The sequence below is a fragment of the Kitasatospora sp. NPDC058184 genome, from assembly GCF_042883725.1.
Classification (GTDB): Bacteria; Actinomycetota; Actinomycetes; order Streptomycetales; family Streptomycetaceae; genus Kitasatospora.
Genome location: NZ_JBHVVE010000023.1, coordinates 102,818 through 126,155 on the forward strand (window position 1 = coordinate 102,818; position 23,338 = coordinate 126,155).

General features: G+C 74.7%; 16 protein-coding genes. 11 read left to right on the forward strand and 5 right to left on the reverse strand.

Annotation, left to right across the window (positions count from 1 at the left end; all coding sequences use genetic code 11):
• Positions 1-10: 10 nt before the first annotated feature.
• Positions 11-544 carry an SHOCT domain-containing protein gene (locus tag ACFVXH_RS33010; RefSeq protein ID WP_074003941.1) on the reverse strand — a complete coding sequence of 178 codons (534 nt, stop codon included), beginning with the start codon at positions 542-544 and terminating at the stop codon, positions 11-13.
• 116 nt (positions 545-660) lie between these two features.
• Between ACFVXH_RS33010 and ACFVXH_RS33015 the strand changes: the two genes are divergently transcribed.
• From ACFVXH_RS33015 to ACFVXH_RS33045, 7 genes are all read left to right on the forward strand, one after another.
• Positions 661-1,791, forward strand: a complete 1,131-nt coding sequence (locus ACFVXH_RS33015; RefSeq protein ID WP_079272376.1) for a protein kinase — start codon at positions 661-663, stop codon at positions 1,789-1,791.
• Between the two features lie 161 nt (positions 1,792-1,952).
• On the forward strand, positions 1,953-3,746 hold the full coding sequence (locus ACFVXH_RS33020; protein WP_387829519.1) for a serine/threonine-protein kinase: 1,794 nt from the start codon (positions 1,953-1,955) through the stop codon (positions 3,744-3,746).
• 96 nt (positions 3,747-3,842) lie between these two features.
• Positions 3,843-5,474 (forward strand): succinic semialdehyde dehydrogenase, encoded by a 1,632-nt coding sequence (locus ACFVXH_RS33025; protein ID WP_049657028.1) that lies wholly within the window; start codon positions 3,843-3,845, stop codon positions 5,472-5,474.
• 94 nt (positions 5,475-5,568) lie between these two features.
• Positions 5,569-7,374: a GMC family oxidoreductase gene (locus ACFVXH_RS33030; protein ID WP_049657027.1), complete on the forward strand. Its 1,806-nt coding sequence runs from the start codon at positions 5,569-5,571 to the stop codon at positions 7,372-7,374.
• A gap of 330 nt (positions 7,375-7,704) precedes the next feature.
• Positions 7,705-9,390 (forward strand): hypothetical protein, encoded by a 1,686-nt coding sequence (locus ACFVXH_RS33035; RefSeq protein ID WP_387829522.1) that lies wholly within the window; start codon positions 7,705-7,707, stop codon positions 9,388-9,390.
• Between the two features lie 992 nt (positions 9,391-10,382).
• Positions 10,383-11,978, forward strand: coding sequence for a glutamine-hydrolyzing GMP synthase (gene guaA, locus ACFVXH_RS33040; protein WP_049659666.1), 1,596 nt, complete (start codon positions 10,383-10,385; stop codon positions 11,976-11,978).
• Positions 11,979-12,193: 215 nt separating this feature from the next.
• Positions 12,194-13,237, forward strand: a complete 1,044-nt coding sequence (locus ACFVXH_RS33045) for a Rieske 2Fe-2S domain-containing protein (protein ID WP_387829524.1) — start codon at positions 12,194-12,196, stop codon at positions 13,235-13,237.
• A gap of 24 nt (positions 13,238-13,261) precedes the next feature.
• Here the strand turns inward: ACFVXH_RS33045 and ACFVXH_RS33050 are convergent, their stop codons facing one another.
• On the reverse strand, positions 13,262-13,471 hold the full coding sequence (locus ACFVXH_RS33050) for a hypothetical protein (protein WP_049661234.1): 210 nt from the start codon (positions 13,469-13,471) through the stop codon (positions 13,262-13,264).
• The gene (locus ACFVXH_RS33055) at positions 13,468-14,919 is read right to left on the reverse strand and encodes a PspC domain-containing protein (RefSeq protein ID WP_387829526.1); all 1,452 of its coding nucleotides are present in this window, start codon (positions 14,917-14,919) and stop codon (positions 13,468-13,470) included. Before ACFVXH_RS33055 ends, ACFVXH_RS33050 begins: the two co-directional genes overlap by 4 nt.
• A 134-nt stretch (positions 14,920-15,053) precedes the next feature.
• Here ACFVXH_RS33055 and ACFVXH_RS33060 point away from each other — a divergent pair, with 134 nt between their 5' ends.
• The 3 genes from ACFVXH_RS33060 (at position 15,054) to pcrA (ending at position 19,914) form a co-directional block, all read left to right on the forward strand.
• Positions 15,054-16,517, forward strand: a complete 1,464-nt coding sequence (locus ACFVXH_RS33060; RefSeq protein ID WP_380717728.1) for a PspC domain-containing protein — start codon at positions 15,054-15,056, stop codon at positions 16,515-16,517.
• Entirely contained in the window at positions 16,510-17,187 is a 678-nt protein-coding gene (locus tag ACFVXH_RS33065) for a response regulator transcription factor (RefSeq protein ID WP_049658372.1), read from the forward strand. The genes ACFVXH_RS33060 and ACFVXH_RS33065 overlap by 8 nt, the downstream gene beginning before the upstream one ends.
• A 99-nt stretch (positions 17,188-17,286) precedes the next feature.
• Positions 17,287-19,914, forward strand: a complete 2,628-nt coding sequence (pcrA, locus tag ACFVXH_RS33070) for a DNA helicase PcrA (protein ID WP_049658374.1) — start codon at positions 17,287-17,289, stop codon at positions 19,912-19,914.
• A 40-nt stretch (positions 19,915-19,954) separates the two neighbouring features.
• Here the strand turns inward: pcrA and ACFVXH_RS33075 are convergent, their stop codons facing one another.
• Complete coding sequence (locus ACFVXH_RS33075) at positions 19,955-20,746, reverse strand: M23 family metallopeptidase (RefSeq protein ID WP_074003933.1); 792 nt, start codon at positions 20,744-20,746, stop codon at positions 19,955-19,957.
• Positions 20,747-21,093: 347 nt separating this feature from the next.
• On the opposite strand from ACFVXH_RS33075, the gene ACFVXH_RS33080 reads away from it, so the two are divergent.
• Positions 21,094-21,498, forward strand: a complete 405-nt coding sequence (locus ACFVXH_RS33080; RefSeq protein WP_049660544.1) for a cobalamin B12-binding domain-containing protein — start codon at positions 21,094-21,096, stop codon at positions 21,496-21,498.
• A 121-nt stretch (positions 21,499-21,619) separates the two neighbouring features.
• Here ACFVXH_RS33080 and ACFVXH_RS33085 read toward each other — a convergent pair whose 3' ends face one another.
• Entirely contained in the window at positions 21,620-23,215 is a 1,596-nt protein-coding gene (locus ACFVXH_RS33085; RefSeq protein WP_387829529.1) for a DUF5691 domain-containing protein, read from the reverse strand.
• Between the last annotated feature and the right edge of the window lie 123 nt (positions 23,216-23,338).

Below are 23,338 nucleotides of genomic sequence, written 5' to 3' on the forward strand. Positions count from 1 at the left end.
GCGGCAGGTCCTAACCGATCAGGCGCTGCTTGGCGCGGGTGAACTCGTCCTCGGTGAGCGCACCGGAGGCGCGCAGGGCGGCCAGCCGTTCCAGCTGGCCGATGAGCTGCTCACCGGCGGACGCCTCGACCGGGGTGGCGGCGGGCCCGGCCTTCGGGGCGTTCCGGGCGGCCCGGGCGGAGGCCCGGAGCTGCTCGGCGAAGAACTCGGCCTTGGCCACGTCCTCGAAGCGGTGCGAGCCGCTGAGCGCCACCACCAGGAGCACTTCGCCGTTGAGCTTGGTGCGGGTCACGGTGACGTCGGTGACGGCGGCGAGCGGAACCGGGACCGGCGGCTTCCCGTCCTTCAGGAAGAGCAGCCGATGGGTGGTCAGCACGAGCACTCCCTTGCGGAAGTGGTCGGGGTGGCGCCCGGCGGTGGAGGCGACCGGCTTCTCGCCGTCGATGACGGTCGCCTCGACGGCGCGGACGGCCTCGGCCTGGTTGGCTTTGCTGCTGTTCCCGGATGCCTCGAAGGCGGTGTCGATCAGATCGGTCCAGTCCATGGGATCGAGCCTAGGGCCTGTCGTCGGACTCCCGTCGTTCGCCCGGAGGCGAGGGAGTTCGACGGCAGGCCCTGGGAGCCGCTCAGTAGGCTGCTCGGTGAGTGAGAGGAACTGGCATGCGAGGCGGCCCCGGTCAGTTGCTGGCGGGGCGGTACCGGCTGACGGACCGCCCCGAACCCTTGCGCGCCCAGGCGGTGGACGAGCGGACCGGTGAATCGGTGCTGCTGGGCGCCCTGGAGCTGCCGGGGGTGCTGACGGCGGGCCAGGATCCGGAGGCGGCCGCCGCGGCGCAGGCGGACCGGATGGTGCGCCGGGTGGCGGCGGTCGGTTCGACCGCGCCGGTCGCGCACCCGCGGCTGCTGCGCGGGGTCGGCGCGTTCGTCGAGGGCGAGCTGCTGTGGACGGTGGAGGAGCGGCCGGTCGGGCGGACGGTGGCCGAGCTGCTCGCCGAAGGGCCGCTGCCGCCGTACCGGGCGGCCGAGTTGGCGGCGGACCTGGCCGGGGCGCTGCGGGCGCTGCACGCGGCCGGGCTGACCCACGGCGCGCTGACCGCGGAGGCGGTGCTGGTCTGCGAGGACGGCGCGGCGATGCTCGGCGGGCTGCTCGCCGGGGTGGCCGAGGAGGCGCTGGCCGAGGAGCTCGGCGGGCCGGGCGGGCGGCGCCGGTACGAGGTGCGGGCGACCCTGGTCGGCCCGGTGGCGGAGCGTTGGCCGCTGGACGGCGGCCCGGCGGGCGACTGCTGGGCGCTCGGGGTGCTGGTGCACCGGCTGGTCACCGGCCGTTCGCCGTACCCGGAGCGGGACGTGCCGGAGCTGGTGACGGCCGTACGCGACGGGCGGCGGGAGCCCTCGGTGGTGTGCGGGCCGCTCGCGCCGCTGGTGGAGCGGCTGTTGCAGCCCGATCCGGTGCTGCGGCCGACGGCGGAGGCGGTGCGCGAGGAGCTGGCGGGGCTGCTGGCGGGGGCGCCGGAGCCGGTCGACGGGGAGGCGGAGGAGCGGAGCCGGGCCGCAGGGGGGCCGGTGCCGGTGCCGGAGACGCCGGCGGTGCCGCGCGGGCGCGGCGGGAGGGCCGTCGGCTCCAGGGCCGGGAGGAGTGCCCGAAAGGGCCGGAACGGTGGGGACTTGGGGGCAGGGAGCGGGGCGAAGCCGCCCCGGATACCCCCCTCCCTGTGGGGCCCGCTGCTGGTGGGCGGAGTGTTCGTGCTGCTGGTGCTGGGAATCGTCGCGGTGGTGCTGTTCGCAGGCTGACGGCCCGCCCGGATTCCGTTCCACCGGTCCGGGGGGTGGGCGTGATTACCGGGGGCGGCAAGGTGCGCCTAATGTGTGCGTGGGATTTGTTCGAACAGTGGTCTGCACCAGGCCCTCCGTCGCGGTGACGGCAGGCGGAATGTGTGGGGGAGCGGGCGCAGATGGGCGTGCAGGACCGGCCGGAGGCGGCCGAGGCGGAGCGTTTGCTGGCCGGGCGGTACGAGCTCGGCGAGCGGCTCGGCCGGGGCGGCATGGGCACCGTCTGGCGGGCCTGGGACCGGATGCTCGACCGGGAGGTCGCGGTCAAGGAGCTGACCGTCAACCACCTGCCCGAGGAGGACCTGCAGATCCTGCACACCCGGATGAAGCGCGAGGCCAGCGCGGCCGCGCGGATCAAGCACCCCGGTGTGATCACCGTGCACGACGTGCTGGAGCAGGACGGCCGGCCGTGGATCGTGATGGAGCTGGTCGACGGCCGCTCGCTGGCCGACGTGATCAGCCAGGACGGCACCCTGCAGCCGCGCGCCGCCGCCGAGGTCGGCAGCCAGGTGCTGGCCGCGCTGCACCGCGGCCACCAGCTGGGCGTGCTGCACCGGGACGTGAAGCCGGCCAACGTGCTGCTGGAGCGCGGCACCGGGCGGGTGGTGCTGCTGGACTTCGGCATCGCGAAGTACGAGGGCTCGACCGAGCTGACCCGGCCGGGCGACCTGGTCGGCTCGCCGGACTACCTGGCGCCGGAGCGCGCCCAGGGCGAGCGGCCCGGTCCCGCCTCCGACCTGTGGGGCCTCGGGGCGACGCTGTACGCGGCGGTCGAGGGCCAGTCGCCGTTCCGGCGGGACTCGCCGATCACCACGCTCGCCGCGGTGGTCGACGAGCCGCTGCCGGAGTCGCGGCGGGCCGGGCCGCTGGGGCCGGTGCTGGCCGCGCTGATGGCGAAGGACCCGGCCGAGCGGCCCACCGCGGACGAGGCGGCCGCGATGCTGGCCGAGGTGCGGGCCGGGCACACGATGGGCCTGAAGTCGGTCCCGTCGGTGCGTACGCCCACCCGGTCGGTGCCGGTGGTGGACCGCACCGAGGGCCCGGTGGCCGTGGCGGAGCCGGCCGAGGGCTCCGAGGAGCCGACCGAGCCGAAGGCCTCCGGGGCCGCCGTCCCCGCTGCCGCTGCTGTGCCCGCCGTCCCTGCGGTCGCCGCTGTTCCCGCCGCGCCCGTCCTCGCCGAACCGGACACCGCCGGGGGCGCGCAGGACGCTGCCCGGGCGCACACCGGTCCCGTCGCGCCGGTGTCGCACTCCATTGCGCCGGAGCGGGGACCGGCCAAGCGCCGCAACCTGCTGAAGATCGTCGGCATAGCGGTGGCCGTCGGCCTGCTGGCCGCCGCGGGCACCTTCCTGGTCACCCGGCACGTGGTCGGCGGCGACACCCCCGACGACCCGACGCCGACCGCCGCCGAGTCCACCGGACCGGAGCCCACCAGCGACGCCACCCCCGCGGCGGCGCCGCCCAGCGGCTACCACTGGGTCGACGACCCGGCCGGCTTCCGCTTCCCGCTGCCGAACGGCACCCCGTCCTGGCAGCGGATCAGCGCCGGGGACAACCAGATCTACTACAGCCCCGACGGCAAGGTGCACTACCTCCAGTTCGCCGTCACGGTCGGCCAGTCGGTCAAGCCGCTGGAGCACATGCGGCAGATGGAGGCCACCGTCGCCAAGTCGCTCAAGGACTACAAGCAGCACCGGATGGCCGGCACGGCGGTGAAGGGCCAGGAGGCGGCGGTCTGGGAGTTCAGCTACCTGGCCAAGGAGGGCGGCCGCCGGCGCGCGATCGAGACCGAGTTCATCAGCCAGGACGGCACCAGCTACGCGATCTACTCGTCCAGCCCGGACCGGGGCAACGAGTGGAACGAGGCCGAGCAGCGCTTCTACGCGGTGCTCAACAACTTCGCCCCGAGCCGCTGACCGGGTCGGGCGGGGGCGCCCGCTTTCGCCCGACTGCGGCAGATTCTTGTTACCGACGGGTACCGGACCGGCCGCCGAGCGCCTAGGCTGCGCCGTATGTCGGACCTCACAGCAGACGCAGTGGCCACCGAACCCTCCGGCGCCGGCAACCCGGCGGCCCCCGGCGGCGGCCGGACCGTCGCCGCGGCCGTCCCGCCGTCCCTGGTCGCCAGGCTGGCCACCGGCGTCACCGCCACCGGTGAACCCGACCTGGTGGAGACCGTCGCCCCGCTGACCGGCGAACGGCTGGCCAGCCTGCCGCAGTCCACCCCGGCCGACGTCGAGGTCGCCTTCCAGCTGGCCCGCCGCGCCCAGGGGGCCTGGGCCGCGCTGCCGGTGCGCCGCCGCGCCGCCGTCCTGCTGCGCTTCCACGACCTGCTGCTCAAGCGGCAGGACGAGGTGCTGGACCTCGTCCAGGCGGAGACCGGCAAGGCCCGGCTGCACGCCTTCGAGGAGGTGCTGGCCGTCGCCATGGCCGCCCGGCACTACGGGCGGGCCGCGCACGGGTACCTCAAGGACAAGCGGCACGGCGGCGCGCTGCCGGTGCTCACCCACGCCGTCGAGGCCCGCCGCCCCAAGGGCGTGGTCGGCCACATCTCGCCGTGGAACTACCCGCTGGAGCTGTCCGTCGGCGACGCCCTGCCGGCCTTCGTGGCCGGCAACGCGGTGGTCAACAAGCCCGACACCCAGACCGCGCTGACCGCGCTGTGGGCCCGCGAGCTGCTGATCGAGGCCGGACTGCCCGCCGACCTGTGGCAGATCGTGATCGGCGACGGCCCGGTGATCGGCCCCGCCGTGGTGGAGCACGCCGACTACGTCTCGTTCACCGGCTCCACCCGCACCGGCCGCGACGTCGCCCAGCGCGCCGCCGCCCGGCTGGTCGGCGCCTCGCTCGAACTCGGCGGCAAGAACGCCATGCTGGTGCTCGCCGACGCCGACCTCGACGCGGCCGCCGCGGGCGCCGTACGGGCCTGCTTCTCCTCCGCCGGACAGCTCTGCATCTCGATCGAGCGGCTGCTGGTGCACCGCTCGGTGGCCGACGAGTTCCTGGAGCGCTTCGCCGCCCGCACCCGGGCGCTGCGCCTCGGCGGCGGCCTCGCGTACGGCGCGGACATGGGCTCGCTGGTCTCCGCCCGCCAGCTGGAGACCACCGGCCGGCACGTGGAGGAGGCGGTCAAGGCGGGCGCCACCGTGGTGGCCGGCGGGCGCGCCCGGCCGGACCTCGGCCCGCTCTTCTACGAGCCGACCATCCTCGACGGCGTCACCCCGGAGATGGCGGTCTGCGCCGAGGAGACCTTCGGCCCGGTCGTCTCCCTCTACCGCTTCGACACCGAGGAGGAGGCGGTGGCCGCCGCCAACTCCACGCCGTACGGCCTGAACTCCAGCGTCTGGACCAGGGACCTGCGGCGCGGCCGGGCGGTCGCGGCCCGGCTGCGCACCGGCACGGTCAACGTCAACGAGGCGTACGCCGCCGCGTACGGCTCGGTCGGCTCGCCGATGGGCGGCATGGGCGACTCCGGGCTGGGCCGCCGGCACGGCGCGGAGGGCATCCTGCGCTTCACCGAGGCGCAGACCGTCGCGACCCAGCGGCTGATGCCGATCGCGCCCTCGTTCGGCCTGGACGACAAGCAGTTCGCCGCCCTGATGACCGGCGGGCTGCGGGTGCTCAAGGCGCTGCGCTTCAAGTAGGCCCCCGCAGACAGGCCCCAGGGCCCCGCACCTGCGGCGGGGCCCGGTTCGCGGTACCCACAGGCAGGTTCACCCGGTGAAGGAGCGGTGGCAGATGGTGCAGTCCGGCGGTGCGGCGGAGTTCGACTACGACGTGGTGGTGGTCGGGTCCGGCTTCGGCGGTTCGGTCGCGGCCCTGCGGCTGACCGAGAAGGGCTACCGGGTCGCCGTCCTGGAGGCCGGCCGGCGCTTCGACCGGGACGAACTGCCCAGGAACTCCTGGGACCTGCCGAACTACCTGTGGGCGCCGGCGCTCGGGCTGTACGGCATCCAGCGGATCCACCTGCTGGCCAACGTGCTGATCCTGGCCGGCGCCGGGGTCGGCGGCGGCTCGCTGAACTACGCCAACACCCTGTACGTGCCGCCGAAGGCCTTCTTCGAGGACCGCCAGTGGCGCCACATCACCGACTGGCAGCAGGAGTTGGCGCCGTTCTACGACCAGGCGCAGCGGATGCTCGGGGTCCGGCTCAACCCGACCCTCACCCCCTCCGACGTCCACCTCAAGGCGGCCGCCGAGCGGATGGGCGTCGGCGACACCTTCCACATGGCGCCGGTCGGGGTCTTCTTCGGCGACGGCGAGGACACCGACGGCACCGCCAAGGCGGCCCCCGGGAGCGAGGTCGCCGACCCGTACTTCGGCGGCGCCGGCCCGGCCCGCAAGGCCTGCGTGGAGTGCGGCGAGTGCATGACCGGCTGCCGGCACGGCGCCAAGAACATGCTCACCGAGAACTACCTGTACCTGGCCGAGCGGGGCGGGGCGGAGATCCACCCGCTCACCACGGTGGCCCGGATCCGGGAGATCGAAGGGGCCGACGGGAGCGGCGGCTACGCGGTGGACGTGCGCCGCACCGACGCGCGGTCGAGGACCGACCGGGTGAAGGCGGGCGCGCGGACCGTCACCGCGGCCCGGGTGGTCGTCGCGGCCGGCACCTACGGCACCCAGTCGCTGCTGCACCGGATGCGGGACGGCGGCCACCTGCCCCGGATCTCGGCGCGGCTGGGCGAGCTGACCCGCACCAACTCCGAGGCCCTGGTGGGCGCGCAGACCACCGACCGGCGCTACGGCGGCAAGGCGGACTTCACCAAGGGCGTGGCGATCACCTCCTCGATCCACCCGGACGCCAACACCCACATCGAGCCGGTCCGCTACGGCAAGGGCTCCAACGCGATGGGCGCGCTGTCCATCGCCCAGGTCAGGGGCGGTGGGGCGGTCCCGCGCTGGCTGCGCTACCTGGGCAACACGGCGCTCCACCCGGTGACCTTCGCCCGCTCGATGAACCAGCGCCGCTGGTCCGAGAAGACGATCATCGGCCTGGTGATGCAGTCGCTGGACAACTCGATCACCGTCTCGCTGAAGAAGGGCCCGCTCGGCAAGGCCCGGCTCACCTCCGGCCAGGGCCACGGCGAACCCAACCCGACCTGGATCCCGGCGGCGGAACAGGGCGCCCAGGCGCTGGCCGACGAGATCAACGGCTTCCCGGGCAGCACCGTCGGCGAGATCTTCGACATCCCGATGACGGCGCACTTCCTCGGCGGCTGCCCGATCGGCGACGCCCCCGAGACCGGCGTGGTGGACCCGTACCACCGGCTGTACGGCTACCCCGGGATCAGCGTGGTGGACGGTTCGGCCGTCTCCGCCAACCTGGGCGTCAACCCCTCGCTCACCATCACCGCCCAGGCCGAGCGCGCCATGTCGATGTGGCCGAACAAGGGCGAGGCGGACCAGCGCCCGGCCCAGGGCGCGGAGTACCTGCGGGTGGCGGCGGTGGCGCCGGCCCGGCCGGCCGTGCCCGAGGGCGCGTTCGGCGCGCTGCGGCTGCCGCTGCTGCCCGTCCCGGAGGTCCCGAAGAAGCGCGGCTGAAACCGGCCCGACGGGCCAATCCGCCTGCCCCGGTTCCCGGTTGACATCCGTTCGGGTCCGATGGGATAAACGGGCTCCCTGGAGCGGCCAGGGACTCGTCGAGCGGGGGGAACGCGGGCCATGGCCAACTGCACATCGTGCGGGGCGACTTCGGAGGAGGGGGCGCCCGCCTGCGGGTCGTGCGGTCGGCCGTTCGCGCCCCCTGCCCCGGCGGCCGCCGCCCCGCCCGCCGCCCCGCCCGTCCCGCCGCCTCCGCCGGGTGCGGCTCCGCCCGTCCCGCCGCCGTACGGACCGCAGCCGGGGTACGGACCCCAGCCCGGGTACGGGCCGGTGGCCGCGGTCCCGCCCGCCCTGGGCAGCTGGGGTGCCGGGCAGGAGTATGACAAGCAGCCCGCCTTCCAGCGCCTGCTGACCGCCGCGGACTGGCGCCCGGCCGTCAAGGTGGCCGTCGCGCCGACCCTCGTCCTGCTGGCCGCCGCGCTGATCGCGGCGATCCCGAGCGACTACCAGTACGAGTACCGGTTCCAGTCGGCCGGCTTCGGCGAGCGCTTCGGCTCGGCGGTGTCGATGGCCCTGAACGCGCTCGGCGCACCGTTCCGGCTCGGGTACCAGAGCCCGCTGGGCCACGACCGGACCGACCGGCTGGAGATCGCCCTCCGGGTGCTGCCGATGACCGTCACCGTCCTGTGGTGCCTGGCGCTCTGGCTCGGCCTGCGGGCCGGGCTGCGCCGGCGCAAGGCCGTGGTGGGCCAGCTCACCCGGGGCCAGGCCGCCGCCGAGGCGCTGCGCACCGCGCTGGTCCTCGCGGCGGTGAGCGGACTGCTCGGGCTGCTCGGCGGCACCGAATGGAACCCCTCGGGCCGCGCCGCGAAACCCGACTACTTCGGCGACTTCGGCTCCGGCGCCCAGAAGTCCGGTCAACCGCTGATCACGGCGGGCTCCGGCTGGCTGGAGGCGGTCGCCTGGACCGCGGTGCTGGCCGGCCTGCTGGCCTTCCTCGTCCACGGCACCGACGCGCTGCGCTGGGCCGCCTGGCGCAGCCGCGCGGTGCGCGGCTGGGCGGTGTCCGCGCTGGCCGCCGGCCAGGCGCTGGCGGTCACGGTCGGGCTGTCCTCGGTGACGGCCTTCGTCCTGGTCGCGGCCACCAGCGAGAGCGGGGCGCAGACCGGGATCTCGCTGGCCTTCCTGCCCAACCTCGGCCTCAACCTGCTCGGCTTCGGCTCGGGGGCGACCTTCCGGGCGCACTCCGGCCTGTCCGGCAGCGACGGCTCCCGCGGCGACTCCTCCTGGGGCGACCGCAGCAGCGAGACCGACTTCTCCTTCTTCGACCTGCACGACCTGACCGGCGACTGGCGCTGGGCCGGGCTGCTCGCGCTCGTCTCGGCGGCCCTGCTCGGCCGGGTGGCGTTCCGGCGCGGGCTGGACTCGGCCGACCGGCTGCGCCTGGCCGCCGTGCACGCCGGGGCGCTCACCCTGCTGATGACGGTCTCCGGGGTACTGATGACGCGGACCACGTCCAGCTCGGGCTGGATCGGCTCGGCGCGGATGGAGATCTCCCAGGAGGAGTCGGGCGGGCTGGCCTTCGTGAGCGTGCTGGTGGCCAACGCGGTCTGGGCGCTGGCCGGCGCGCTGCTGGTGCCGCCGCTGCTGGCGGCCTTCCGCGGCCGGGGCGCGGGTGCGCCGCAGGGCGCCGTGCCGTACGCCGAGTCCCCGTTCGCCCCGGGGCGGGGCACGGTGCCCCATCCGGCGGTGCCGCCGCAGGTGCCGTACGCGACGCCGCCGTACGGCGTTCCGGCCCAGGGGGTGCCGGCTCAGGGCGTTCCGGGGCACGGGGTGCCGCCCCAGGCCGCCGCGCCGCAGGACGCGCCGTTCGCCCCCGGCGGCGGGGTGAGCGAGGTGCTCGGCTCGCACGAGGAGCCGCCCGCCCCGACCGGCGGGACGCCGGTGCCCGGCGCGGTGCCGCCGCCTCCGGCCGAGGAGCCGGTCGACCCGAGCGTGTGGCGCGAGCACCCCTGAGCGGGTGCCCCGTACGGGCACCCCTGAGGAAAGGGCAAAGGGCCCCGCGGGGGAACGGGGCCCTTTGTCGTTCAGCACTCGGCGTCAGGGCCGCGCCGGTGCTGGGGTGACGGCGCCGGGGGAGGAGCGCCGTCGGGTCGGTCGGCTTCGGGGCGCGCCGCGCGGCTCCGGCGTGGGTGGCCGGCCGCGCGGGGCGCGCACGCCCGTGCGCGGTGGCTCGGCGCACAGGTCTGCGCCGGTCCTACGCTCACGGAGCGTGAACTGAGGAACCGCGGCCGCCTTCCGTGGCGCGGCTGCGGAGAACGCCGTCGCGGGCCCCCTCGGTGAGCCGTGAGGCGCCGGGAGAACCGCGTACAACGAGCATCGTGCTGGACGGAGGGCTCGCTCTGCAACCGGTTCGGCACAGTTCGGCACAGAGCATTTCCTGCCGGGGCCGCCGCCGATGATCACGGTGCGTAGTGGTTCGGATGGTTGTGGCGCACGGGGACGCGCGTAGCGGCGCGGGGTGAAGGGGGGAGTGCGCCCGGGCGCGCACCGGACCGGACCGGGGGTGCGACGGCCGGCCCCGGGCGTCCCCGGACTCCGGCCGTCCCACCTCTCGGCCCAGTCGCGGCCGGGGTCGCTGTCCCCTGCTGGCCGGCCGCGGCACCCGCGCACGGTCCCACGGTGCCGCTGCCCGGCGGGCCGGGCGGCGGCACCACGTGCGCCGGTGGACTGGGATGGAACTCCACGCGTGGTCCTGCTGCCGTACGGCGGTGCCCCCGCGGGGGCGGGCGGCGCGTCTGGCGGACGCGGCGCGGCCGTACGTTCGTAGGAAGCAACGAACCGCCGCCCCGCCCGGTCACGGTCGTTCGGACGGGCAGACGAGTGAAACCGGACAGCCCGGTAGAATCGGTGTCCAGACACCCCACACCGTCCGCCGCAGCCGCAGCCCCCCTGCCGGGGAGGCGGTCACGCGCGGGCACCTCGATACCGCTGCCGGAAGGCCGTCTGTGTCCTCTGCAATTCCCGTCCAGTCCGCGCCGGACAACGACCCCGTTCTGGTGGTCGACTTCGGCGCCCAGTACGCCCAGCTCATCGCCCGTCGGGTGCGTGAGGCGCGGGTCTACAGCGAGATCGTGCCGAGCAGCATGCCGGTCGCCGAGATGCTCGCCAAGAACCCCAAGGCGATCATCCTCTCCGGCGGCCCGTCGTCGGTCTACGAAGAGGGCGCGCCGCAGATCGACCGCGCGATCTTCGAGGCCGGTGTCCCGGTCTTCGGCATGTGCTACGGCTTCCAGCTGATGGCCAAGACCCTCGGTGGCACCGTCGACAACAACGGCGCCCGCGAGTACGGCCGCACCCCGCTGACCGTCTCCCGCAGCGGCTCCACCCTGTTCGAGGGCGTTCCGGCGCAGCACTCGGTGTGGATGTCGCACGGCGACGCCTGCTCGGCCGCCCCGGAGGGCTTCGCCGTCACCGCCTCCACCGACCTGGTCCCGGTCGCGGCCTTCGAGAACGACGAGGCCCGGCTGTACGGCGTCCAGTACCACCCCGAGGTGCTGCACTCCGACCACGGCCAGCAGATCCTGGAGCACTTCCTCTACCGCGGCGCCGGCATCGCCCCCACCTGGACCACCGGCAGCGTGGTCGAGGAGCAGGTCGCCCTGATCCGCGAGCAGGTCGGCGACAAGCGCGCGATCTGCGGCCTGTCCGGCGGCGTGGACTCCGCGGTCGCGGCCGCGCTGGTCAACCGCGCCATCGGCGACCAGCTGACCTGCGTCTACGTCGACCACGGCCTGATGCGCAAGGGCGAGACCGAGCAGGTCGAGAAGGACTTCGTGGCCGCCACCGGCGTCCAGCTGAAGGTCGTCGACGCCTCCGAGCGCTTCCTGAACGCGCTGAAGGGGGTCACCGACCCCGAGGAGAAGCGCAAGATCATCGGCCGCGAGTTCATCCGCGTGTTCGAGCAGGCCCAGGCCGAGATCATCGCCGAGGCCGGCGAGCACGGCGAGTCGGTCGACTTCCTGGTCCAGGGCACCCTGTACCCGGACGTGGTGGAGTCCGGCGGCGGCGAGGGCACCGCCAACATCAAGTCCCACCACAACGTCGGCGGCCTGCCCGAGGACCTCCAGTTCCAGCTGGTCGAGCCGCTGCGCAAGCTGTTCAAGGACGAGGTCCGGATGGTCGGCCAGGAGCTGGGCCTGCCGGAGGAGATCGTCCAGCGCCAGCCGTTCCCGGGCCCGGGCCTGGGCATCCGGATCGTCGGCGAGGTCACCAAGGAGCGTCTGGACCTGCTCCGCGACGCCGACGCGATCGCCCGCGAGGAGCTGACCGCGGCCGGTCTGGACCGCGAGATCTGGCAGTGCCCGGTCGTGCTGCTCGCCGACGTCCGCAGCGTGGGCGTGCAGGGCGACGGCCGCACCTACGGTCACCCGATCGTGCTGCGCCCGGTCTCGTCCGAGGACGCCATGACCGCCGACTGGTCGCGCCTGCCGTACGACGTGCTGGCGAAGATCTCCACCCGGATCACCAACGAGGTCCGCGACGTGAACCGCGTCGTCGTCGACGTCACCAGCAAGCCGCCGGGCACCATCGAGTGGGAGTGACCCCTCCCACCGGCCGCCGGGGCGCTTCGTCGTCCTGAGGCCGATGCCTGAACGGCCGCGCCGTCGTTCCCGTACTGAAGGGAGCGACGGCGCGGCCGTTTCGCGGTGCGGGCGCCGCTCTCCGGGAGGGACCTCCCACCGAAAGCGGTCGGGAGCGGGCAGAATGCGGACCGGACCTGTCAGGGAGTGGCGGGCGGCGAGGGAAGGTGTGAGGGATGTCGGAGGCCAGCAACCCGGTGCCGGCCGGTGGGGGAGCGGCCGGCCGGGCCGCCCGGGCGGCGCAGCGGAGGGCGCTCGCGTCCAGGTACGCGCTGCTGCCCCTGCGGCTCTTCCTCGGCGTCACGTTCGTCTACGCCGCCCTCGACAAGCTCTCCGACGCCCACTTCCTGGCCGGAGCGGGCGACCCGGCCTCCTTCGTCTCGCAGACCCAGGCCGCCAAGGCGGGCGGCAGCCCGATCTCCTTCCTGCTCGGCCCCGCCCTCGACCACCCGACCCTGTTCGCGCTCGCCATCGCCTTCGGCGAGCTGGCGGTGGGCCTCGGCACCCTGGTCGGCCTCTGGGGCCGGGCCGCCGCGCTCGGCGGCGCCCTGCTCAACCTCAGCCTGTGGCTGACCGTCAGCTGGAGCGTCTCGCCGTACTACCTCGGCAACGACCTGGCCTACCTGATGGCCTGGACGCCGCTGCTGCTGGCCGGCACGCCGTACCTGTCGGTGGACGGCTACCTGGCCCGCCGGGCCGGGCGGGACCGCGAGCGCGGGCTGGGCGAGGACCACGTCAAGCGCCGGGCCCTGGTGGACGGCGGGATCGCGGCCGTCGCGATCGGCGGGGCCGGGCTGCTCACCGGCTCGCTGACCCGCACCTTCGGCCGGGACCGGACGGCCGCGCCCAAGCAGTCGGCGGCCCCGGCCTCCGGCGCCCCGGCCCCCGGTGCCCCGGCCGCCACCGCCCCGGCCCCCGTGGTGCCCGCCGCGAGCGTGCCGGTCGGCGGCTCGGCCCAGGTCAAGGACCCGGCCACCGGGGACGCCGTCTACATCGTCCAGCCCAAGGCCGGCCAGTACTGCGCCTTCTCCGCCGTGTGCACCCACGCGGGCTGCGCCGTGGACGCGCCGAAGAACGGCCAGCTGTACTGCCCCTGCCACGGCTCCCGGTTCGACGCCGCGACCGGTGCGGTGGTCAACGGGCCGGCGGTCAAGCCGCTGCCCAGGTACGCCGTCAGCAAGGACGGGGACCGGCTGACCCTGGGCCCGCAGCAGAGCTGACGCCCCAGGGTCGGGCGGGGCGGGTCACTCCTCGCGGTCGGGCCGGCCGCGCCGGGCCACCGCCGCGACCGCGCCGGCCAGGCCGCCGACGCCGAGCACGATGAAGGTGACCGGGATGACGATCCGCCCGTTCACCGACTGGTCGTTGAGCGCCGCGACCAGGTAGAGCACGGCGATCACCGTGAACAGCGCGCCCGCGATCAGCGAGAACAGGTCGAGCCGGTGCTTCCTCACTGCTGGACCACCTTGATGTTGCCGAGCCCGATCCCGAGTTCGAGATTGAGGGTCCCCTTGGCCGGCTGCCCGTTGGCAGGGCCGATCAGGTAGGTGTGCCGCCCGGTGCCGTCGCTCCGGTCACCGGGGAGGGCGACGTTGCCGAGGCCGATCCGGGTCACCAGGTTCACCGTCACGTCGTCCGGCACGGTGACGGTCATGTCGCCGACGCCGAGGTCGACCTTGGTGGCGAGGGCGGCCCCGGCCGGGTCGAGTCCGGACAGGTCCAGCCTGATCTCCCCGGCGCCCAGGTTGTACCGGTCGTGCAGGTCGGACGCCGAGGCGACGGTCCAGGCGCGGTCGCCCACCGCGTCGCGCACGGAGTCCGGCGAGTGGCCGACGAAGGCCAGCGCCAGGGTGAGCAGCAGACCGGTCACCGCCAGCCGCCGGGCCCGGCCGAACTTCGCGCCGACCAGCAGCGTCAGGCCCACCACCAGCAGCGCGGTGGCCAGCACCGTCGCGCTCAGCACGGTGGGGTTGTGGCCGCGGTCGACGGAGGCGGACCAGACCGCGGCGGCGGCGCCGATCGCCAGCAGGAAGCCGAAGAAGCCGAGTGCCGAGCGCTCCCGGGGGCGCCGTGCGGCGGTGGCCTCGGGGCGGCGCTTCGCGCCCTCCTTGCGCAGCGGGTCGCCCTCCGGCAGGTCGGCGCGCTGCCACCAGGGCTGGGCCGGGGTGCCGGCCGGCGGCACCGGGGTGCCGTACGGCGGGGTCGGCGTGCCGTGGGGCGGGGTCGGGGCGGCCGGGGCGGTGGCCCCGTACGGGTTGCGCTCCGGGTGGCGCGGGTCCCACAGGTAGCCGCCGGCGCCGTCGGCGGGGGCCTTCCCGGCGGCCCGGGCGGACCCGTCCTGCTCCGGCCGCGGCCAGCGGTAGGCCCCGGCACCGTCCGCGGCGGTGCCGCCGGTGCCCTCGGACCCGGGGAAGTGGCGGTCGTACGGGCCGCCGTTCCGGTGCTCGCGCCCCCGGCCCCGGCGGCGGTCCGGGTCGTAGCGCACCGCCAGGAAGACCAGGGCGGCGAGCAGCAGCAGCGGGAACAGCTGGCCGCCGTCACCCATCGAGGAGAAGAACACCCCGGTGCCGATCACGGTCAGCAGCACCGCGCCGACCGACTGGCCGTCCACCCGCCCGGTGAGCACCCGCTGGAGCTCGGTGCGCCCGCCGCGGCCGTTGGCCCCGTCGTCGGTCGGGACGATCAGCCAGGCCAAGCCGTACAGGAACAGCCCGAGGCCGCCGGAGAGGCAGAGCACCACCGTGACGACCCGGAAGACCACCGGGTCGATGTCCAGGTGCCGGCCGAGGCCGCCGCAGACGCCGGCCACCACGCGGTGGTGCTCGGTCCTGGTCAGTGGCGGGCGGTCCGGTTCCGGCGGGGCGGCGGGCCCGGTTTCCTCGATGCGGGGGTCCTCGGTCATGGACACCATCCTTCCGGCAGAGGACCGCCCGGCCCAACCGGGTCGAGCCCTGTCCGTACCCTGACTTGTCCCTGATACGGGATGGGGACACACCCTGATGCGCCCGCGGGTGCCCGCGTGGAACCATCGGTGGCGTGGCAGCCCCCGGTACCGATCCCCGATCCATCGCCCCCGACACCGCGTCGTCGGCCGGCGCCGACCCGAGCGCGCCCGACGACGGGCGGCCGCCCTACCGCCGGCTCTACCGCAGCCCGCAGGGACGGATGCTGGGCGGTGTCGCGCACGGCCTGGCGGTGCACCTCGGGCTGCCGGTGCGGTGGGTGCGGATCGCCTTCGTCGTGCTGTTCTTCGCGCAGGGGATCGGTGCGCTGCTGTACGCCGCCTTCTGGTTCGTGGTGCCGATCGGCATCGGCGAGCCCTCGCAGCGCGCCGGCGCCCAGTGGGTGTACTTCAACGGGGCGTTCGTCCCGGCCTCGCCGGGGGTGCAGGGCGGCCTGCTGAGCAAGGCAGGCCAGGCCGGCGGCTGGGTGGGCCGGATGCGCCGGCTGCTCCAGCTCACCCTGCAGGGCGAGCCGGTGGGCGCCCCGGCGGAGGGGGAGGAGGCCGAGTCGGCCGGCAAGGCCGGGCAGGGCGGCCTCGGCCAGCTCGCCGCCCTGGTGATGACGGTGGTCGGCGTGATCGCCCTGCTCAACGTGCTCGGCTGGCAGACCGCCAAGCCGTACACCTGGCCGCTGCTGGCGATCGGCGTCGGTGTGGCACTGGTCTGGCGGCAGGCCGACGACTCGCGCTGGCAGCGCTGGTTCGGCATCGAGGAGGGCGAGAAGCGGCGCGGCGCCTACACCCGGGTCGGCGCCGGCGTGCTGCTCGCCGTCGCGGGCACCATCGCGCTGCTCGCCATGCAGGGCAGCGGCTCCACGCTCGCCTCGGTGATCGAGGCCTCGCTCGCCGTGCTGGCCGGTGTGCTGGTGCTGCTCGGCCCGTACGGCCTGCGGCTCTGGCAGGACCTCGGGGCCGAGCGCACCGCCCGCATCCGCGCCCAGGAGCGCGCCGAGATCGCCGCGCACATCCACGACTCCGTGCTGCACACCCTGACCCTGATCCAGCGCCGGGCCGAGGACCCCAAGGAGGTGCTGCGGCTGGCCCGCTCGCAGGAGCGCGAGCTGCGGCTGTGGCTGTACCGCCCGGAGGCCGCCGCCGAGGCCGCGCCGGACACCATGGCGGAGAGCCTGCGGGCCGCCGTCGCCGAGGTCGAGGACCGGCACGGCGTCCCGGTCGAGCTGGTGATCGTCGGCGACTGCCCGATGGACGAGCGGATCGCGGCCCAGATGCAGGCCGCGAGGGAGGCGACCGTCAACGCGGCCAAGTACGGTGGCGGGGGACCGGTCCAGGTCTACGCCGAGGTCGAGGGGAGGACGGTGTCGGTGTTCGTCCGCGACCACGGCCCCGGCTTCGACCCCGACACGGTGCCCGAGGACCGGATGGGCGTACGGGAGTCGATCATCGGCCGGATGAAGCGCAACGGCGGCACCGCACGGGTGCGGCCGGCGGCGGGCGGCGGCACCGAGGTCGAGCTGGAGATGGAGAGAACGAATGACTGAGGCAGCTCCGGAGCGCACGGCCCGGGTCGTGCTGGTGGACGACCACCGGATGTTCCGGACGGGGGTCAGGGCCGAGATCGGCCGCACCGAGGTGACCGGCATCGACGTGGTCGGCGAGGCCGACGACGTGGACTCGGCGGTCCGCGTGGTCGCCGAGACCAGGCCGGACGTGGTGCTGCTCGACGTCCACCTGCCGGGCGGCGGCGGCGTCGAGGTGCTGCGCCGCTCGGTCGGGGTGATGGGCGAGCAGGGCGGGGTGAAGTTCCTGGCGCTGTCGGTGTCGGACGCCGCCGACGACGTCATCGGCGTCATCCGCGGCGGCGCGCGCGGCTACGTCACCAAGACCATCACCGGCACCGACCTGGTGAACGCGATCTTCCGGATCGCCGACGGCGACGCGGTGTTCTCGCCCCGGCTGGCCGGTTTCGTGCTGGACGCCTTCGCCGCCACCGACACCCCGCCGGTGGACGAGGACCTGGACCGGCTCACCCAGCGCGAGCGCGAGGTCCTGCGGCTGATCGCCCGCGGCTACGCCTACAAGGAGATCGCCAAGCAGCTCTTCATCTCGGTGAAGACGGTCGAGAGCCACGTCTCCGCCGTCCTGCGCAAGCTCCAGCTCAGCAACCGCCACGAGCTGACCCGCTGGGCCACCGCCCGCCGCCTGGTCTGAGGCACCCCGGCGTCCTGGGGCGCCGCCACGGAGCCCGCCCGCCCCGGATCGTCCGGGGCGGGCGGGCTTGTCGGTGGGTGGCCATAGACTCGATGTGCCATGAGTAGCCTCTTTGACGACCTTCCGCTCCCCGGTTTCGAGGCACCCGCCGCCGGGTCGAAGCAGCCCGACGCGCCCGTCGACGCCATCGGTGAGGAGCCCCCGCCGTACGAGGAGGAGGCCCCGTACGACGCGTACGAGGAGGCCATCCCGGACGGCCTGTTCCAGACCGACCACGCCGCCGAGGCGGAGCGGGACGCCTGGTACCGCAACGGTGCCGCGCGGACGGTGGTGGACCCGGCGCAGCTGCTGGAGGGGATGAACGACCCGCAGCGCGAGGCGGTGCTGCACGCGGGCTCGCCGCTGCTGATCGTGGCCGGCGCCGGCTCGGGCAAGACCCGGGTGCTGACCCACCGGATCGCCCACCTGCTGGGCGCCCGCGGGGTGCAGCCGGGGGAGATCCTGGCGATCACCTTCACCAACAAGGCGGCCGGCGAGATGCGCGAGCGCGTCGAGGCGCTGGTCGGCCCGCGCGCCCGGGCGATGTGGGTCTCCACCTTCCACAGCGCCTGCGTGCGCATCCTGCGCCGCGAGTCCAAGCAGCTGGGCTTCACCTCCAGCTTCTCGATCTACGACTCGGCCGACTCGCAGCGGCTGATGTCGCTGGTCTGCCGCGACCTCGACCTCGACCCGAAGCAGTACCCGCCGAAGTCGTTCACGGCGAAGGTCAGCAACCTCAAGAACGAGCTGATCGACGAGGAGACCTTCGCCGACCAGGCCGCCAACCCGATGGAGAAGAAGCTCGCCGAGGCGTACGCGCTCTACCAGCGGCGGCTGCGCGAGGCCAACGCGCTGGACTTCGACGACATCATCATGACGACGGTGAACCTGCTGCAGGCCTTCCCCGACGTCGCCGAGCACTACCGGCGCCGGTTCCGGCACATCCTGGTCGACGAGTACCAGGACACCAACCACGCCCAGTACATGCTGGTCCGGGAGCTCAGCGGAGGATCCGTCGCCGCCGCGCCCAGGCGCACCGTGGACGGGGAGCTGGTGAACCCGGCGGCCGGGCGGCTGGCCGAGGTGCCGCCGGCCGAGCTGTGCGTGGTCGGTGACGCGGACCAGTCGATCTACGCCTTCCGCGGCGCGACCATCCGCAACATCCTCCAGTTCGAGGAGGACTACCCGAACGCGACCACGATCCTGCTGGAGCAGAACTACCGCTCCACCCAGACCATCCTGAGCGCCGCCAACGCCGTCATCGAGCGCAACGCCAACCGCCGCGAGAAGAAGCTGTGGACGGCCGGGGACCACGGCGAGAAGGTCGTCGGCTACGTCGCGGACGACGAGCACGGCGAGGCCCAGTTCATCGCCGACGAGATCGACCGGCTCACCGACAAGGGCGAGGCCAAGCCCGGCGACGTCGCGATCTTCTACCGGACCAACGCCCAGTCCCGCGTGTTCGAGGAGGTGTTCATCCGGGTCGGCCTGCCGTACAAGGTGGTCGGCGGGGTGCGCTTCTACGAGCGCAAGGAGGTCCGGGACGTCCTGGCGTACCTGCGGGTGCTCTCCAACCCGGAGGACACCGTGCCGCTGCGCCGGATCCTCAACGTGCCCAAGCGCGGCATCGGCGAGCGGGCCGAGGCGATGATCGACGCGCTGGCCTCGCGGGAGCGGATCTCCTTCGCCCAGGCGCTGGTGCGGGTCGACGAGGCGTACGGGATGGCCGCGCGCTCGGCCAACGCCGTCAAGAAGTTCAACACCCTGATGGCCGGACTGCGCCAGGTGGTCGAGTCGGGCGCGGGCCCGGCGGCGGTGCTGGAGGCCGTCCTGGAGGAGACCGGCTACCTGGCCGAGCTCCAGGCCTCCACCGACCCGCAGGACGAGACCCGGGTGGAGAACCTCCAGGAGCTCGCCTCCGTCGCCCTGGAGTACGAGCAGGACCCGGGCGAGCGGCCGGACGCCGACGAGGAGGGCACGCCGCCGGTCGGCTCGCTGGCCGACTTCCTGGAGCGGGTCGCGCTGGTCGCCGACTCGGACCAGATCCCGGACGACGACGAGGACGGGCAGGGCGTCATCACGATGATGACCCTGCACACCGCCAAGGGCCTGGAGTTCCCCGTCGTCTTCCTGACCGGCATGGAGGACGGGATCTTCCCGCACATGCGGGCGCTCAACCAGGTCAAGGAGCTGGAGGAGGAGCGCCGGCTCGCGTACGTCGGGCTCACCCGGGCCCGCGAGCGGCTGTACCTGACCCGCTCGGTGCTGCGCAGCGCCTGGGGGCAGCCGGCCTACAACCCGGCCTCGCGGTTCCTGGAGGAGATCCCGGAGACGCTGGTGGAGTGGAAGCGCACCGGGGCGGCCCAGGCGCCGGTCCAGCGCGGCTACTCCTCGGGCTCGTCCTGGGGCAAGTCCTCGTCCGGGGGCGGGAGTTCGCGTTCCTCCTCGTCGGCCGCGGCGGCCAAGCCGAAGGCCGGCTGGGGGCAGTCGGCGCGGCGCGGCGGCCAGCTGGTGGAGCGCGAGGCGGTCTCGCTCGCGGTCGGCGACCGGGTCACCCACGACAGCTTCGGGCTGGGCACGGTGGTGGCCGTCACGGGCGTCGGCGACCGGGCGCAGGCCACCGTCGACTTCGGCACCGACGGGCGCAAGCAGCTGCTGCTGCGCTACGCGCCGGTGGAGAAGCTCTGAGCGGCGGAGCGGCTCTGCCCCGTGGAGCCGCGCCGACCCGCTAGCGCGGGTCCAGCCCGTTCGAGAGGAGCCAGGGCAGCGGGTCGATCGGCCCGTTGCCCTGCGGCCGGATCTCGAAGTGCAGGTGCGGGCCGGTGCTGTTGCCGCTGCTCCCGACGAAGGCGATCACGTCGCCCTGCTTCACCGGGCCCTTGCGCACCTTGTACGCCCGCAGGTGGCAGTACCAGGCCTCGGTGCCGTCGGGCATCTTGAGGATCGTCATGTAGCCGTAGAACGGGTTCCACTGGGTGCGGATCGTGCCGTCGGTCACGGCGTAGACCTCGGAGCCGCCGTCCACCGGGAAGTCGATGCCGGTGTGCCGGTTGGCCCAGTGGGTGCCGGCCTCGCCGAACAGTTCGCCGAGGCCGTGCCGGGCGACCGGCATGACCACCGTGGGCTTCACCGGTTCGGGGGCGGGCTCGGCGGTGGGCTGCGCGGTGGGGGCCTCGGTGGGCTGGGCGCCGGCCAGCGGCTGGCGGGCGTCGCCGCGCGAGGCCTGGGCCGGCGCGCCGGCCGCGAGCGCCTGGGTCGCCGCGTGCGCGGCCGCGGTGTCCGGCGCCGTGGCCTGCGGCGTCCGTCCGGCGGCCTGGGCGCGCTGCTGGTCGGCCTCCCCCTGCACGGTGACCGCCGCGGCGGCGGCCACCCCGAGCGCGGCCACCGACGGCAGCGCGACCCGGAACAGGGCCGTCCGGGTGGCCGCCTTGGCGGCGCCGCGGCGCTGGGCACGGGACTGCTCGCGGGCGGCGAGGCGCAGCTCCGCGCGGGTCGGACGGGCGGCTGCATCGGGAGCCATCGGGGGCTGCCTCCTCGGTGGGCCTCGGGCGTCGTCGGACGAGGGGAGAACAGCCGTGACTGTAGTCCCAAGGGCAGCCGTGACTGTAGTCCCATGGGCGACGCCCCGGAAAAACCTCCGGATGTCAAGGGGTCGGCCGGGGGGTCTGTGCGGAGGTTGCGGGAAGGACGGGTATACCCGCTGGTAGCAAGGCCCGGAGCTGTGACTTTGCCCTCCTCTTCGGAGGCGGCGCGGTCAACCGTGCCGGGGGGCGCTAACCTCCCCTCAGGTTGGTTATCGACCGTTAACCGCGCCGGCGGCCCACGAGGCCCGGTCGGATGGTGGACGACGAGGTCCAGGAGGCAGTCATGAGTGTGTCGGGGCCGATCCGTGTGGTGGTCGCCAAGCCCGGGCTCGACGGTCACGACCGTGGTGCCAAGGTCATCGCGCGAGCCCTGCGCGACGCCGGTATGGAGGTCATCTACACCGGGCTGCACCAGACGCCCGAGCAGGTCGTCGACACCGCGATCCAGGAGGACGCGGACGGCATCGGGCTGTCGATCCTCTCCGGTGCCCACATGACGCTGTGCGCCCGGGTGCTGGAGCTGCTGAAGGAGCGCGACGCGGAGGACATCAAGGTCTTCTGCGGGGGGATCATCCCGGACGAGGACATCGCCGAGCTCAAGGCGCTGGGCGTCGCGGACATCTTCACCCCGGGCACGCCGACCCGGGACGTGGTCGCCTGGGTCGAGTCGAACCTGCGGGCCGGCTGAGCCACGGCGCGTCGAGCGGGCCGGCCCTCCCGGGGGCCGGCCCGCTCCGTCGTCTCCGTCGTCTCCGTCGTTTCCGTCGTTTCCGTCGTCTTCGGAGGCGTACCGCGGGCCCGGCCCGCCCTCAGCCCGCCAGCTCCGCGAGCATCGCCGCCCGGAAGCGCAGGGTGCCGGCCAGCCGGGAGAAGGTCTCGGACCACGCGGAGTCCGGGGCGGCCCCGGCGGCCAGCTCCTCCACCGCGGCGGCCGTCTCCGGGGCGAGCGCGCGCTCCGTCATCCCGAGCACCCCGCTGTGGCTCCACGGGTACGCCCCGGAGGCCGCCGCGCGGGCCAGGGCGGTCACCACGGCGGTGGACAGCGGCGGCGTCCACGGGGTGGCGCAGGCGCCGAGCAGCTGGAAGGCCTCGCCCAGCCCGTGCACCGTGATGAACGCGGCCGTCCAGACCGCCCGCTCCTCCGGCGGGAGGACGGCCAGCAGCTTGGCCGGGGCGCCGGTGGTGCGCAGCGCGCGGGTCCGGGCGCCGCGCCCGGACGGGACCGGGGCCGGGCCGAGCAGCGCCCGGGCCCAGTCGGCGTCCTGCTGGCGGACGGCGGCCCGCGCCCAGGCCTCCCGCAGGTCGTCGGCCCAGCTGCTGCTGGTCTCGTCGATGCTGTCGCCGACCCGCAGGGCGAGCAGCCGCCCGGGCGTCAGCCCGGTGCTCTCCGGCCACAGCGACAGCGGTGCGGCGGCCACCAACTCGCCGAACCACCAGGCCCGTTCACCGCGCCCGGTGGGCGACTTGGGGGCGATCCCGTCGCGCTGCATCTGCGCGTCGCACGCGGTGGGCGGGGTGACCAGCAGGTGCGTGCCGGTGTCGGCGAGCCGGACGGCGGCCCGCGCCCGCTCGGCCATCCGGCGGGCCAGCGCGGAGCCGGGCAGGGTGGAGAGCAGCTCGGCGGCGGTGGCCCGGACGTTCTTGCTGCGGTCGCCGAGGGCGGCCTCCAGGAACGGTTCGTCGGCGGGGGAGAGGCCGTCCTGGAGGGCGTCCAGGAAGAGCAGGCGGTCCTCGGCGCGCTCGGTGGACCAGGTGCCGCGCAGCAGCTCCAGGCCGGCCGCGGGATCGCGGCGGCGCAGCTGCGTGAGGTGGGTGACCCGTTCGGCGAACAGGCCCTCGTGCCAGAGCCGGTCGTCGGCGGGCCGCTGCGGCGGCTCGGGGGCGGTGGTGCGCAGCACGAACCGCCAGTCGGGGTTCTGCTCGGCCAGCCAGCGGCCCGGCGGACCGGCCAACGCCACGGCGTCGGAGCGCAGTTCGCTGCGGGCGCGGGCGGCGTCGAGCAGGCCGGGTATCAGCGCGGCGGGCGGGCGCAGGCCGCTCGCCCGGGCGGTGGCGAGCCACTGCGGCAGCAGCTCGGACAGGTTGGCCAGGGTGCCGCCGGCGCCGGTGCCGCCGCCGGTGCGCCCCGAGAGCAGGACGGCCAGCCGGCGGGCGGCCGGCTCGGGCAGCTCCGGGCGGGTGTCCTCGGCCGCGGGCGGGCCGGGCGGCCCGTCGGCCGGTACAGGCAGCGCGCCGGCCCGGCGGCGGACGGCGGCCAGCGCGGCCAGCTCCAGCAGGGCGGTGGCCGGATCGCCCTGGTCCACGGCGTCGGCGAGCGGCAGCGCGGTGGCCGGGAGCGGACGGCGGTCGGTGCCGAGCAGGGCGCTGGTGTGCAGGGTCTCCCACGGGTCCTGGGTGATCGTCATTCCTGGTGCTCCTGGGCGTGTCTTGTGGGTTTTGTCGGATCAGGGCGCGGCGTTGGGGTGCGTGCATCGCAAGGCGGAGGAGGGAGCCACTGCGGTGGGGGCACCTCCCGGCCGAAGGCTGGG